Annotated in this window: 13 protein-coding genes; 11 read left to right on the forward strand and 2 right to left on the reverse strand. The window is 44.9% G+C overall.

Features of this window, described 5'->3' with window-relative positions:
- Positions 1 to 133: 133 nt before the first annotated feature.
- A complete protein-coding gene (locus tag AC5JP1_RS04590) occupies positions 134 to 1,429 on the reverse strand; it encodes an NCS2 family permease (RefSeq protein WP_443524136.1) in 1,296 nt (431 codons plus the stop codon).
- A 568-nt stretch (positions 1,430 to 1,997) separates the two neighbouring features.
- Between AC5JP1_RS04590 and tolQ the strand changes: the two genes are divergently transcribed.
- The 5 genes from tolQ (at position 1,998) to AC5JP1_RS04615 (ending at position 7,579) form a co-directional block, all read left to right on the forward strand.
- Positions 1,998 to 2,720, forward strand: a complete 723-nt coding sequence (gene tolQ, locus AC5JP1_RS04595) for a protein TolQ (RefSeq protein WP_493843316.1) — start codon at positions 1,998 to 2,000, stop codon at positions 2,718 to 2,720.
- Positions 2,717 to 3,178, forward strand: a complete 462-nt coding sequence (gene tolR / locus AC5JP1_RS04600; protein WP_493843317.1) for a protein TolR — start codon at positions 2,717 to 2,719, stop codon at positions 3,176 to 3,178. The genes tolQ and tolR overlap by 4 nt, the downstream gene beginning before the upstream one ends.
- Before the next feature lie 67 nt (positions 3,179 to 3,245).
- Complete coding sequence (locus AC5JP1_RS04605; protein WP_443524138.1) at positions 3,246 to 4,268, forward strand: cell envelope integrity TolA family protein; 1,023 nt, start codon at positions 3,246 to 3,248, stop codon at positions 4,266 to 4,268.
- 135 nt (positions 4,269 to 4,403) lie between these two features.
- A complete protein-coding gene (locus tag AC5JP1_RS04610) occupies positions 4,404 to 5,696 on the forward strand; it encodes a translocation protein TolB (protein WP_493843318.1) in 1,293 nt (430 codons plus the stop codon).
- Between the two features lie 476 nt (positions 5,697 to 6,172).
- Positions 6,173 to 7,579 carry a nucleobase:cation symporter-2 family protein gene (locus AC5JP1_RS04615; protein WP_493843319.1) on the forward strand — a complete coding sequence of 469 codons (1,407 nt, stop codon included), beginning with the start codon at positions 6,173 to 6,175 and terminating at the stop codon, positions 7,577 to 7,579.
- 211 nt (positions 7,580 to 7,790) lie between these two features.
- On the opposite strand, the gene AC5JP1_RS04620 is transcribed toward AC5JP1_RS04615, so the two are convergent.
- Complete coding sequence (locus tag AC5JP1_RS04620; RefSeq protein WP_493843320.1) at positions 7,791 to 8,456, reverse strand: TetR/AcrR family transcriptional regulator; 666 nt, start codon at positions 8,454 to 8,456, stop codon at positions 7,791 to 7,793.
- Positions 8,457 to 8,919: 463 nt separating this feature from the next.
- Between AC5JP1_RS04620 and uraD the strand changes: the two genes are divergently transcribed.
- From uraD to AC5JP1_RS04650, 6 genes are all read left to right on the forward strand, one after another.
- A complete protein-coding gene (uraD, locus tag AC5JP1_RS04625) occupies positions 8,920 to 9,441 on the forward strand; it encodes a 2-oxo-4-hydroxy-4-carboxy-5-ureidoimidazoline decarboxylase (RefSeq protein ID WP_493843321.1) in 522 nt (173 codons plus the stop codon).
- Between the two features lie 120 nt (positions 9,442 to 9,561).
- The gene (uraH, locus tag AC5JP1_RS04630) at positions 9,562 to 9,930 is read left to right on the forward strand and encodes a hydroxyisourate hydrolase (RefSeq protein WP_319050317.1); all 369 of its coding nucleotides are present in this window, start codon (positions 9,562 to 9,564) and stop codon (positions 9,928 to 9,930) included.
- 195 nt (positions 9,931 to 10,125) lie between these two features.
- On the forward strand, positions 10,126 to 11,481 hold the full coding sequence (locus tag AC5JP1_RS04635; RefSeq protein WP_493843322.1) for a urate hydroxylase PuuD: 1,356 nt from the start codon (positions 10,126 to 10,128) through the stop codon (positions 11,479 to 11,481).
- Between the two features lie 82 nt (positions 11,482 to 11,563).
- Positions 11,564 to 12,544, forward strand: a complete 981-nt coding sequence (puuE, locus tag AC5JP1_RS04640) for an allantoinase PuuE (protein ID WP_493843323.1) — start codon at positions 11,564 to 11,566, stop codon at positions 12,542 to 12,544.
- 85 nt (positions 12,545 to 12,629) lie between these two features.
- The gene (alc, locus tag AC5JP1_RS04645) at positions 12,630 to 13,751 is read left to right on the forward strand and encodes an allantoicase (RefSeq protein WP_493843324.1); all 1,122 of its coding nucleotides are present in this window, start codon (positions 12,630 to 12,632) and stop codon (positions 13,749 to 13,751) included.
- A complete protein-coding gene (locus AC5JP1_RS04650) occupies positions 13,751 to 14,281 on the forward strand; it encodes an ureidoglycolate lyase (RefSeq protein WP_493843325.1) in 531 nt (176 codons plus the stop codon). The genes alc and AC5JP1_RS04650 overlap by 1 nt, the downstream gene beginning before the upstream one ends.
- The last annotated feature ends 341 nt before the right edge of the window (positions 14,282 to 14,622 follow it).

Consider the following 14,622-nt stretch of genomic DNA (forward strand, 5'->3'; position numbering starts at 1 on the left):
AGCACAAACACCCAAAATGTAAGGGTGAAAGCTGAAGCAGTAGATCTACATTACTGACAAAGAAAAACCCTCTTTATCATTCAATGATAAAGAGGGTTTGCTTTTTAGATACTAGCTAATCTCTGGTTATACCTTACAAGAAGACAATCTTAACCAGTAGTATAATAGTCAAAATCCATACCGCGATACTGATATCAGAGAACTTGCCTGCGATAGCTTTTACCGCAGCAAATGTAATGAAACCTAGTGCTATACCATCAGCGATAGAATATGTCAGCGGTGTGAATAACAACACGACGACTACAGGCGCCGCTTCTGTTAAATCGCTCCAGTTGATGTCTTTTAGAGTGCCCATCATCAGTACAGCAACATAGAAGATTGCACCAGCCGTTGCATACGCTGGAATCATACCTGCTAGTGGCGAGAAGAAGATACTGAATAAAAATAGCACACCAACAGTCACTGCCATTAAGCCCGTACGGCCACCTGAGGCGATACCAGAGATACTCTCAATATAACTGGTCGTCGATGACGTACCCAGCAAAGAGCCTGCTACTGTCGCTGACGAATCAGCCAATAGTGCTTTGCCCATATTAGGGATATTACCGTCCTTGTCGGTCAGCTTGGCTTGGCTAGTGGTTGCAATCAAAGTACCCGCAGTATCAAATAAATCGACAAACAAGAAAGCAAAAATCACACTGATCATACCCACATCGAACGCACCTGCGATATCAAGCTGCATGAGCGTTGGTGCGACTGAAGGTGGCGTAGAGATAATACCCGTGAACTGTGTATAGCCCATTAGTAAGCTAATCAGAGCAACCAATAAAATACCGATGGTAACCGCGCCTGGTACTTTTTTGTAAGACAAGCCGATAATAACCACAAAACCCAGTGAGGCCATAACAGGTCCAAATGACGTCATGTCACCAAGACCAACCAAGGTTGCATCATGATTGACAATAATGCCAGCGCTCTGTAGAGCAATGAAAGCCAAGAACGCGCCAATACCAGCGACTACGCCATTTTTGAGCGAGTTTGGAATCGCATTAATAATCGCTTCACGGATCTTAAACAGGCTTAACAGTACAAAGATACAACCCGATAAGAACACCGCACCTAACGCTGTTTGCCATGCATAGCCCATGCCTAGCACAACACCATAGGTGAAAAAAGCGTTGAGCCCCATTCCTGGTGCTAACGCTACTGGTAGTCGGGCATATATGCCCATGATAAAACAACCTATCGCTGCAGCTACACAAGTCGCTACAAATACTGCCCCTTTGTCCATCCCCGCATCAGCTAAAACATTTGGGTTCACAAAAATGATATATGCCATCGTCAAAAACGTGGTTATACCTGCGATGATTTCTGTTTTGATCGTGGTATTCTCACCGTTGATCCCAAAATAGCGTTCAATTGCATTCATAAGTGTCGCCCCCGACTGGCCAATAAAAAGTCACCACTACTTAAAATCAAACGTAACTTCAGCAAAAATGACGACGCCACAGTGAGAATAATGTAGTAACAAAGCGTAACATATTAGACCAGTTATCTTACAAACTCAATCGTTGATAATGCCTAATTCGTATAAAAACACAATTCGAGATGCCACTGGCGTAAGGGCTAAACGTCTATACAAATATGCGACTCTCTATATTACTCTAAGTGTATCGAGGTATATCAGTTGTCAATAAAAGCGTTCGTTGCTCTGCAATTATTTCTATATATACTCGCTACTTGCCATTTGATATATGCGCTATCTATTTGTTTAACACATTAATAATGACCTTTCTTTCATTTAGAAGTAAACTAGGGGGTTATTGTGTCGATACCTTAATTATAGCTCGACCCCTATGGGCGATTATCTTTGCTGTTGTAAACATAGCATTGCCTTGAGGGCGACCAATAAAGCATAAGCGTTATATTTTGAGGTTGGTCTGGTTCATATACTTTTATTCAATCCAGCTGTTGTCAATTATCCGTGAGTCCATTACATGCCTGAATCATTAAATATTATTGATCTTATTACCCAAGCCAGTTTATTGGTACAGATTGTGATGGCGTTATTGCTATTAGCGTCTTTATTCAGTTGGGTTATTATTTTTCGTATGAGTGCGCGTCTCGGTACGGCCAAGAACTTTGATCAGCAGTTTGAGACTTGGTTTTGGTCAGGTGAAGACTTGGCAAAGCTATATCAAGGTATCCAAGGCTCACCTGATCGCCAAGGGCTTGAGCAGATTTTTTATGTGGGATTTTCAGAATACCTCAGAATGCATAAAAAGCGCCAACCCAAAGACGATATTATCGATGGTGTCGAGCGTAAGTTGCGCGTGGGCTTAGGTCGTCAGCAGCAGCTATTAGAGTCAGGACTGACGGCGCTTGCCAGTATCGGTTCGGTCGCGCCTTATATTGGCTTATTTGGCACTGTTTGGGGCATTATGAATGCCTTTTTGGGACTGTCGCAAACGGAGCAGGCCACCCTTGCCTCTGTTGCACCCGGTATCGCTGAGGCATTAATTGCAACGGCGATGGGCTTATTTGCTGCTATTCCTGCGGTTCTGGCTTACAACCATTTCACTGCAAAATCGAGTAACCTTTATGACTCACGTGCCTTATTCTGCGATGAGATGACAGGTATGCTCCAGCGTGAAACTAGCGTACAAAGCCCTGTCAACAGAGAAACTCAAGTGAGTGCCAGTCAGGTGAATGGGCTATGAAACCAAACCCCTATCGCCGTGAAAAAAAAGCACTCAATGCAGAGATGAATGTCGTGCCTTATATCGATGTCATGCTGGTGCTGTTGGTGATATTTATGGTGACCGCGCCGATGCTCATTACGGGTGTCGATGTTGATTTGCCAAAAGAGCAAACCAATACGATGAGTCAGAGCCAATTACCCGTCATTGTCTCTTTGACTGATAATGGTGAGATTTTTGTCAGCTATGAGAGCAACATCGATTTACCTATGAGTGAGCCTGAGCTGATCAACACACTATCAAACTTACAGTCTCAGAGCGGTAGTACCAACGCCGAGCCATTGCAAGTGATGATCAATGCCGATCAAAATAACCAATACGGCGCTATTATGACGCTAATGGCGACCTTGCAGCAGGCCGGTATTGAAAAAGTGGGATTGTTGACTGGTGCGCCTCTACCAACGCCTGCGCTCCAATAGTGGTACGCTCCATAAATACTGACTCAATAGCCAGCCCGATAATTCTCGTTTCTGATAACTACCGTTCATGAGTATCTATACCATGCATAATGCGCCTGCCGTCTATGTACCTACCGAACCTGAAAGTAATGGGCTGACCCTACCTACGTTGCTCAGCTTGCTAGCACATGGTCTTATCATCGGTGTACTGGTTTATAATTATCAAACCGCTGACGTCGAAACCTCTGGTAGTATCGAAACCGTAATGGTATCGCCTGAGCAACTCGCTGAGATGCAAGGACAGATACTGGCCAACCGTGCAGCAGCAAGTGCCATGCAAATGGAAAGTAGCACCAGCGACTCGCCCAGTAGCGCTCAACCGCAAACATCAAGCAGTAGTACCAGCGCGCAAAGCGCAAGCCAGCCAGATTCTCAGCGCGTTCCTGTGTTTACACGATCTGACGAGCCAGCTAGCCAGCCCATGCTCATGAGCGAAGAGCAGCATCAGCGATTGCGCGAACAAAACCAAGAGTATGAGCGCAGAATGGCCGAGTGGGCATCTCAGTTGGACGAGACAACCATGGAAGAGCTCGAGCAAGTTGAACAAAATAAAAGAGAGCAGATGATCGAAGAGCAAAAAAGGCTTGGGGATTTTCGCCAAAAGCAAAACAATCCACCTAAAATAAAAAGACCTACTGCCAACGATCGTAATATAGAGATTGATACCGATGGCTCTGGCAATGCAGGCCGAACCTTTAGCTTATCTGATGGTCAGTCAACCATCACAGGTGATACCTCAACGGCTAGCACCTCTAGAGGCAGCAGTCGTTCCGCCTCCAGTGGTAGCCGCGGTGCCAGCAACAACGAGATTATAAATCTTATCAAGCGTAACTATACACCGCCTACCGCAGCGAGAGGTTCCACCCAGCGTGCTACTTTGACCATCACTGTCAATGCCAATGGCGACGTCATCAATGTTACCGCCTCCGGACCTGATAACACCGTCAACGAAGCCGCCAAACAAGCCGTACTCAATACAGGTAGCCTACCCATCAATACTGATGATCCTAAATACCCTACTTTTACCATACAGTTCAGAGGTAGCAACTAATCAGTTGCTAGCGTCTTGTATTATTGATAACGTAACGTTAATCGGCTTGTATCGTATCGGTTTTTTCTATTTAAATGCGTGCCTTATTGACTATAAAAATGAATATCATACTACTGTTAGGAGCTCCATTAACTCATGCGTACTCATAAAAAACTACTCGTCTCTTTATTGACTGGCACCTCGGCACTGCTTGCTTCGCAAAGTTTGCTAGCAGCACCTGTCGTACTAGAACTCGACTATGATATTCCTGTTCAACAGAACCAAGTCGCGTTTGTACCATTCGCAGGCGACTCTGTTTTATCTCCTATCATCCTAAACGACTTGAGCAACACAGAGCTGACAGTCACCAGCCAAAACTTGCCGCAGCAGCCGCGCAGTAGTAGCGAGCTGGCAGGTACGCTACCTGTGTGGCAAAACATGGGCATCCCTTATCTCGTTGTCGGTAGCACCCGCACCAATCGTGGCAAAGTCGTCACCGATTACGAGGTTATCGATGTTAAATCTGGCCGCGTGATAGAGGGTAAGCAAAGCCTAACGGCAGATAACAACAGAGAAAGTATGCGTTACGCCGGCCACGTGATCGCAGATAAGGTCTATGAGCTGATTACTGGTATTCCAGGGGATTTCTCGGGACGTATTGCCTACATTGAAGAGACAGGCACTGGCAAGCAAAAAGTCTCTCGTCTAAAAGTAATGGATGCTGATGGTGAAAACGCCAAAACCATTACCGAAGTAGCAGGGTCTATTTTCTCACCAGCATGGTCACCTGATGGCAACCGTATCGCCTACTCGGTACAACGTGAAAAGTCGTACCCTGTCATCTACATTCAGAACGTCAGTGGCGGCGGTGCCAGCGTATTGACACCTTTTTCTGGTAGTAATCTAAGCCCATCATTCTCTCCTGATGGTAGCAAGATACTGTTCTCCAGTAGCTTTGAGGGCAGCGCTGATATTTATGAGATGAGTGTCAGCGGCGGTACACCTAGAAGACTCACCAACTTGCCAAGCAGTGAAGTACAGCCAAGTTATGCCCCTGACGGCAAGTCATTTGTCTATGTCAGTGACAAAACAGGGTTTAATAAGCCGCAAGTCTATCGTTATGAGTTCGGCTCAGGACGCACAACCAAAGTGTCCAATGGTGGCTATGCGACTAGCCCACAGTTTAGTAGTGATGGGACGCAAATTGCCTTTTTGAGCGGGCGCTCAGCCGCTATTATGAATAACAGTGGTGCGGTAACGACCAACCTTGGTAATACTGGTATCGACGAAGCGCCAAGCTTCTCGCCCAATGGTAAACGTGTGGTCTATGCGTCGACCCAAGGTGGCAAAGGTGTACTGACGATTAAATCACTCAATGGTGGTGCAGCCTTTGGCAAGTCAGGACAAGGCATTATTCGCTCACCAGTATGGTCATCAAGTCCAAAATAAACTTGCGATTTTATTGCAATGTAGCTATCCAAAAAAGCCCCAATCATAATAAGTATGGTCGGGGTTTTTTTGTGGGTGTTCGAAAAATAAACGCGATGAGATGGACTGTCACCTTATGATATTTACTTTCTAAAATCTCTCTATTTAGGTTAACCCTTTCTTTCTAATACGTAACGATCACGTAAACCTACTAGTACCAAAAAAAACATTGCATTCACTCATAATTTATCTATATCCTAAATAGACCTGACCAAATGGTCAGAATTTAACGGTATTAGCCAACAAATATGGGTTTTTTGGCTAGTATTCAATCGGATGTGTGCCCCCATTGTATAAATCGATAAAAAACTGCTCAAAGGTTAGATATTAATTCTTATCTAATGACCTCCATGTTATCTGAGGTCCACTTGATTGCCATGTTATCTGATATATGCCGTTGCGCGGGTGCCAAGTAGTTATTTTAGGAGGAAACCACCATGAGTGAAAACGTTCCAGAAAATACCGATTTACTGTATAAACTGCATGACCGCCCAACCCCTATCAAAGCATTCTTAGGTGCTATACAGCACGTGCTAGCAGCCTTTGTTGGTATTATCACTCCCTCCCTAATTATCGGTGGTACTCTAGGTTTGGGTAAGCATATCCCCTACCTTCTCAGCATGTCTTTGATTGTTTCTGGGGTGGCAACCTTTATTCAAACTCGAAAAGTAGGTCCTGTGGGCTCTGGGTTAATGGCGCTACAAGGTACCAGTTTTGGGTTTTTAGCGGCGGTATTGACCGCAGGGTTTGTGGTAAAAAACCGTGGCGGTAGTCCTGAAGAGATTTTATCAGTCATCTTTGGCGTTTCATTTCTCGGTGCATTTGTCGAGATATTTTTGAGTCAATTTATTACCAAACTCAAATCATTTATGAGCCCTATTGTTACAGGGTGTGTGATTGTCACGATTGGTTTGTCCTTAACCAAGGTAGGTTTGACTGATTTGGCAGGCGGGTTTGGTGCGGAGGATTTCGGTAGTATTCCAAATTTACTCTTAGGTGGTGGCGTACTTGCAAGTGTCGTGCTCATCAGCATTATTAATAACAAGGTTATTCGCTCAAGCGCTATCTTTATCGGTTTGATGCTTGGACTCGTCGCTGCTGTCTTTATGGGTCGTATTGACTTTTCATTGGTATCTGAGGCGGCGTTTTTTACCGTGCCCGTACCGTTCAAATATGGCTTTGGTTTTGATTGGCAGGCGTTTATTCCTATTGCCTTTATGTACATCATTACCAGTATTGAGACGTCTGGCGATCTGACGGCTACCTCGATGATATCAGGGGAGCCAATCAAAGGCCCTCTCTATGAAAAACGCATCAAAGGCGGCGTATTGGGTGACGGTGTCAACTCTCTGATTGCGGCGGTCTTTAATACCTTTCCGGTCACTACCTTTAGCCAAAACAACGGTGTGATTCAGATGACGGGGATTGCCAGTCGCTATGTCGGTTTTTATGTTGGTGGTATATTGTGCTTGATGGGATTATTCCCCGTGCTTGGGGCTGTTTTTACGCAATTACCCAAACCTGTCGTTGGCGGTGTCACGCTATTGATGTTTGCTACTGTGGCGACTGCGGGTATCCGTATTTTGTCTACCGTGAACTTCACCCACCGTAATGTATTGATTATCGCTACCTCTCTAGGTTTGGCGACAGGTATTGCGTTCGTACCTGATGTACTGTCACAAACCCCGCAGTTTTTTCAGAATATCTTTGGCTCAGCGGTGACGATGTCAGGAATTGTCGCGATTACGCTTGATATGATTTTGCCGAAGAACTACGGCGTTGAGTTTGATACCAAAGCGCAGCACCAAAAAGACTCGCTAGAGCAAGCTCAAGAAGCAACTTGATAAGCCTCTGTACATAGTGCTTGATTGACTACGCTTGGCTGACTTATCTTATCTGACTTATCTTATCTGGCTGTTCTTAACTGACTGATCTTGACTGACAACCTTCAATCACCAAACAGCGAAAAACACAGTAGAGCTGCTTGGTGATGAGAGGTAGACTACTCAACGTAGACAACCCATACGACATAAAGCCTGTGACTTTAATCCGTAATTACTCTAGCCCGCAACCTCGCAGAATAAAGGGCACTAAAAACGCTTCTGCGCGTGCCTGGTCTTCTGCATCATAAGCGGTCTTGTCCATCAAACCGACAATTTCTATCTCAAACTCAGCATAGCGCTGGGTCGTCGCCCATATCAAAATCAATAGTTGCAAGGGATCCGTAATACCTATTTTTCCTTGCTTATGCCATTCTTTCATGACTTGTGCTTTGTCGTTTACCCAGTCCTTCATCGTGGTAGACATAAATTCGTGTAAATGCGGCGCACCGCCAATAACCTCAATAGCAAACAGTTTATGACGACTCGGGTTGGTAAAGGCTTGATGCAATTTGGTACGGACGAACTTTTCGATGACAGTTTTTGGATCACTCTCTACAGTCATGGTGACCAAACCCTCATTCCATTCCTGAATGATTGAGCGCAGTACCGCCATGTACAGGTTTTTTTTGTTTTTAAAATAGTAATGAACATTGGCTTTGGGTAGCCCTGCTCTATCCGCAATTCCTTGCATCGTAGCACCGCGATAGCTTTGGAGCACAAACTCCTCTTCGGCTGCTGCCAGTATCAAGGCTTGATTGTGTGCACGCGTCGCTTGCTGGCTTCGATGCGAGGGTGCGTCAGTAGTAAGGGTATCTTCTTTTTGGTTGTCTTTAGTCATGGTAGTGGTATCTCACTCCGAGTGGCAGGTTCGACAAAACAGTCGTTATATTCCCTGAGACGTTTGGTTATAAATGCACAGAGTTGTGCAGCATTATTCTCTGGATAAAAATATTTCTAATAAAACAGTTGACCAATTAGTCAGGTTTTAGCAAAATGGTAACTATAAATTCATCACATTACTACTAAAATCATGTTGCCATGCTTTTTTACCACTGAATTGTTAGCATTTATTCGATAAAGCAATTTTTTATTATCAATGCTATTCCACACAAATCATGGTTATTAGCAATAAAGAATTAAATGCATCAAGTGAAATATATACGCATGCAAAGCAACATGTATATAGTAAAACGTCTACTGCTACCGTCACATTTATGCCCATAACCATAATGTATAAATCATTATTAGACAACCGTTACCCGATAGGTAAACGGACTGTCCTATTATAAAAGGATATCATCGTGAGCTTAACCTTAGCGCAATTTAATGATCTGTCTCAAGAGTTGGCTGCCGAGTACCTGCTAACGTGTTGTACCAGCAGCACGTGGGCGAGCAAACTTGCTGATGCGCGTCCTTTTACAGACTTGGATACACTGCTAACGAGTAGCGATACTATCTGGCATGAGGTACAAACCAACGAGGCAGACTTGCTAGAAGCGTTCGATGGTCATCCACAAATCGGTAACGTGGCAACCCTAAAAGAAAAATATCGCAATACACAAGGTAGCGCCGCCCACGAGCAGTCAGGTGCTAATGATGCAGCTGACGATGTGCTCGAAGCACTTGCCAAAGGCAATCAGGACTATCTGGAAAAGTTTGGTTTTATTTTTATTGTCTTTGCCACTGGCAAAAGCGCGCAGCAAATGCTTGATTTACTATTGGCTCGTCTGCCTAATGAGCGTACCACTGAGCTGGCGAACGCAGCCACTGAACAAAACAAGATCACACGCCTGCGTCTACATAAATTATTCGGTCAAGCATAGATAACTGCGACTTGATGAACCGTAAGATCAACATTCATACAATGGTTTGTTCATCAATCACTCTAGACTCATTCACATCGTTACTGAATTTACATCGCTAACAAATATAAAGGAAGCATCATGTCTGCCACCCTATCGTCACATATCTTGGATACTCATCTTGGTAAGCCTGCCGCCAATATTGCTGTCACCTTACACCGTATACAGGACAGCGGCGGCGCTACCCTACTTGCACACGGTACAACTAATGAAGATGGCCGTGTCACCCCAGATGCTTGGCAATTTGATACCACGCTTGATAGCGCAGCGCAGCAGCTAAGCATCGGACGCTATACCGTGACTTTCGATACTCAGTCTTATTTTGATGCCCAGCAGTTGACTGCATTTTATCCGCAAGTCATTATCGATTTTGTGGTGAATGATGCCAGTCACTATCACGTACCACTACTACTGAGTGCCCATGGTTATAGCACGTACCGTGGATCGTAGCCTATAGAGCGTGGTGTCCTTTAATGTGTATTCGCGTTATATGATCATAACTCATTGCTGACATTTTGCTGACGTTGCCACTTTATCTCATTACTTTATATCAAAGCGACTGTAAACCATGGTCGTTGTTAATTATCAAAAAAGCTTATCAATATATTTTATCAAGACACGGTCATATTAAAGGACAATTACTACATGGGTGCCTATCTTCTCGAATGGTTGAGTTTATTTTTCCGCTGGTTTCATGTTATCGCTGGGGTAGCATGGATTGGTGCCTCATTTTATTTTGTGTGGCTAGATCTGAGCCTACGCAAGCCGCCACAGTGGAAAGCAGACAAAGGGATCTCAGGCGATCTTTGGGCCGTACATGGTGGCGGGTTTTATGAGATTGCCAAATACAAGCTCGAACCAGAAGAGATGCCAAAAACCCTACATTGGTTTAAGTGGGAAGCATATACCACGTGGCTAACGGGTGCGGCGATGATGTCTATCGTCTATTATGCCAATGCAACTGCTTACCTAATTGACCCGAGTAAGGTACCCTTTACCAGTATCGGCGCTATTGCCACAAGTTTGCTGTTTTTGTTTGGTAGTTACTTTATTTATGAGGTCATCGTCCGCAGTCATTTGGGTAAAAACGCCCTAATATTTAGTACGTTGATTTTTATTCTTTCGATCATTGCCTGTTGGGGTTCGTACCAGCTGTTTAGTGATCGCGCCTCATTTATCCATATCGGTGCTATCTTGGGTACGGTGATGGTCGGTAATGTGTTCTTTGGTATCATGCCGGCACAGCGCGCCCTCGTAGATTGCGTAAGGCGCGGCGAAAAACCGGGTAAAGAAGTGGCTGAATTGGCGCTACAAGCCAAAAATAGATCACTGATGAACAACTACTTTACCTTACCACTCATCTTTACCATGATCAGTAACCACTATCCAATGATGTATGCTCACGAGCAAGGTTGGTTGGTGTTGGTCTTCGTCGGTATCATTACCGCGACTGCCCGTCATTACTTTAACCAAAAGCACTTGGGACACAAAAAACCGCGTTACCTAGTCATACCAGCGATACTGACCGTATTGCTCATTATCTGGATGCGACCTGAGCCGATTGAGCCAGCGCCTGCAATGCCTTCTACTGCCTCAGTAACGTCTACGACGACTGATAGCACGCCACCAGCTGCAAGCATGACTCCTGACTCAAACACTGATACCGCTACTAATGCTAATGCCAATCCTAATAGTAGTACTAATAACAGTGTTACCGATAATACTGCCACTGCTGAAGCCGTACCCGTAAGCGCGTCAGCAGATGACGCGATTATGGATGTGGTGCATACACGCTGTAGCACTTGTCATGCCGTACAACCAACGCAACAGGGGTTTGCCGCGCCTCCAGCAGGTATTATCTTACAGACACCAGAAGATTTGAGAATACATAAAGCAAAAGTCGTCACTGCGGTACAGACCGGTTACATGCCACTTGGTAATATCACGCAGCTGACAGATACAGAGCGCCAGCAGCTTATCGCATATGCATCATCGCTTTAATTTACAATCTAAGAAAAGCTATCCTTGGCCAGTAACCTTTAAATAAATATTTAAGGCTCTAAGAGATATAGGAACATCGATAATGACCCAAAAAATTACCAGTGACTTTGATCTAAGTACATATCCACGAGATCTAAAGGGCTACGGCGACAATCCACCAAAAGCAAACTGGCCTGGCGGCGCGAGAATCGCCGTACAGTTTGTACTCAATATCGAAGAAGGTGCAGAGAATAGCGTCATTCATGGCGATGGACAATCAGAGCGCTTTTTATCTGATATCTTGGGCACACCAGAATTCAATAACCGTCACCAGTCTATTGAGTCTGCTTTCGAGTACGGTAGTCGTGTCGGTGTATGGCGTGTATTAGACGTCTTTAAAGAGTACGGCATCCCTATCACCACATTTACTTGTGCTGCCGCTGCCGAAAAAACGCCGCACATTATTGAGCGTGTATTAGAAGACGGTCATGAGATTGCCAGTCATGGTCTACGCTGGATTACCTATCAGGACATGTACCGTGAGACTGAACGCGAGCACATTCGCTGTGCGACTACTATCTTCAAGCGTATGCTAGGTAATCAGCCTCTCGGCTGGTATACCGGACGCGATAGCCCAAATACTCGCGAGTTAGTCGCTGAGCAAGGCGGCTATGTCTACGACTCTGACTCGTATGGGGATGAGCTACCCTACTGGCTCAATGTAAAAGTGCAAGATGGCAATGTCATCACGCGTAAGCCGCATCTGGTCATACCCTATAGTTTAGAAACCAATGATATGCGTTTTTCTTCAAGCCCAGGGTTTACTCATGCAGAGCCGTTTTATCAGTATCTCAAAGACAGCTTTGATACCCTTTACGAAGAAGGCGCGCACACGCCTAAAATGCTGACGATTGGTTTGCACTGCCGAATTATCGGACGTGCAGGACGCATCAAAGCGTTAAAGCAGTTTTTGCAATATATCACCAATAAACCTGACGTATGGATATGTCGCCGTGATGACATCGCCAAGCACTGGTACGACAATCATCCTGCCACGTCAGACAACACTGCCAACTGGATGTGAGCTCCGTCATTATCTTGATATATTGACCATATAAGACAGACCGCATACGATAAATACAACCTAATATAGAATAAAGGAAATAACGATGAGTCAAAGTAGTTCAGAAGTCGGACAAATACTCTCAGCAAACAATTTACCTGAGACATTGCCAGCATTTACCAAAAAATCAAACGTGGCTGACAGTCGCTTAGGCGCAAAATCACTGTTTGCGACTGATGATTTTTTTGCAGATAAAAGCCGTATTCTAAATCCGGATGCGCCTATTTTTGTGGTTGGTAAATTCGATGACAATGGTAAATGGATGGACGGCTGGGAGACGCGTCGTAAGCGTCATTTAGGTTATGACTACTTGGTTATTCAACTTGCCCGCCCAACCAAAATCGCTGGGCTCGATATCGATACCAGTCACTTTACTGGCAACTTCCCCTCTTCTGCCAGTGTCGATGCTTTGTATGCACCAGAGCTATTACAGCAGGCTGATACTGAACTTGCCAACCTAAGCAAAGAAGACTGGGACGGTAAAAACTGGCAAACGCTTGTAGGTATGACGCCGCTACAAGGACACAATCATGAGTTTGTCGAGATCGATCATGAGCAAACGGTGACCCATATTCGTTTGAATATCTATCCAGATGGCGGCGTTGCTAGGCTACGTGTCTACGGTGATATCCAGCTTGATGCGAGCCTCAATACTCAAGGCGAGTTGCTCGATTTGGCAGGTGCGCTAAATGGTGGTCGCGCGATTGCTAGCAATGATGCGCACTTTGGCGCAGCCAGCAACTTACTGTTACCGACCAAAGCACCCAATATGGGGGATGGCTGGGAGACTCGTCGTCGCCGTGAGCCAGGTAACGACTGGTGTATTATTGCTTTAGGCCAAGCAGGTATCGTTGATTCTATTGAGATTGATACGGCTCATTTTAAGGGCAACTATCCTGACAAAGTCTCGATCCAAGCGGTCTACTCACCAAACACACCAGAGCAAACGCTAGTGACTCAAAGCATGTTTTGGGAGACGTTACTTGAGCCGCAAAAGACCAATGCCAATGACGTCCATACTTTTAGTAAAGATAAGCTTCAGATAGACCAGCCTATTACTCATATTCGAGTCAATATCTTTCCAGATGGTGGTATCAGCCGCGTGCGTATATATGGACAGATTGCTGACAATGCCGCAGCCCAGCCTAACGATAGCGAGACTACCTAATGTCTGTCATATTAACCGCCATACCTTTAACCAAGGAAAATTTTGCCCCCTATGGTTCGGTCATCGAGCGCTATAGTGATGATGAGCAAACCGCTGACAACACTTATGAGATCAATAATGGCTATGCCGTTCGCCATCATGCACTTGCTGAAAGCCAGCTTGAGGATGGTACAGTAGGTATGAGTATCTTTCGTGCCAAAAAGCGCGAGAACCCTATTGCGCTCTCCGTCATGGAGTACCACCCACTTGGAACACAAGCGTTTGTGTCTATGGAAGGTCAGGACTATGTCGTCGTTGTTGCAAAAGCGGGTACACCGCCCCAGTCTGCTGACGACCTCGCTGTATTCTATGCCACCTCTCATCAGGGTGTGCAATATGACGCTAACGTCTGGCATCATCCACTACTGGCACTAGGGCGTGATAGTGATTTCCTGGTGGTTGATCGCATCAATGGCGACGGTAACAATTGCCATGAGATAGATATTACTGACTGGCATGTATTTATTAAACTAGCAGACGAGTGCAGCTAACCAGCTAATACGGCACGTACGATACAAACTAAAAGCCAGCTAATTCCTATTAGCTGGCTTTTTTATGTTTGGCAGATTGGCAAGTTCTATCTATGTTGACTCAAAGGTATTTTATACAGCCCAAATTGGGGCATAAAAAGGTCCATTCTGGTGCTTTTCTTACGTGCTTTTTCATCCAAAAGCACTGTTTTCTGTATTTACTCAAATATATAGAAGATGCGTCTGGCATTTAAGAAAAACTAAGGACTATTTTGCTTATTTTATACCCTGATAATAGCAAATAAGCATAAAAGCCAGTAAATGCTGCAGAGCATATATTTTATAGGTTCGTGGCACGATTA

The sequence above is a fragment of the Psychrobacter sp. H29 genome (assembly GCF_059073055.1).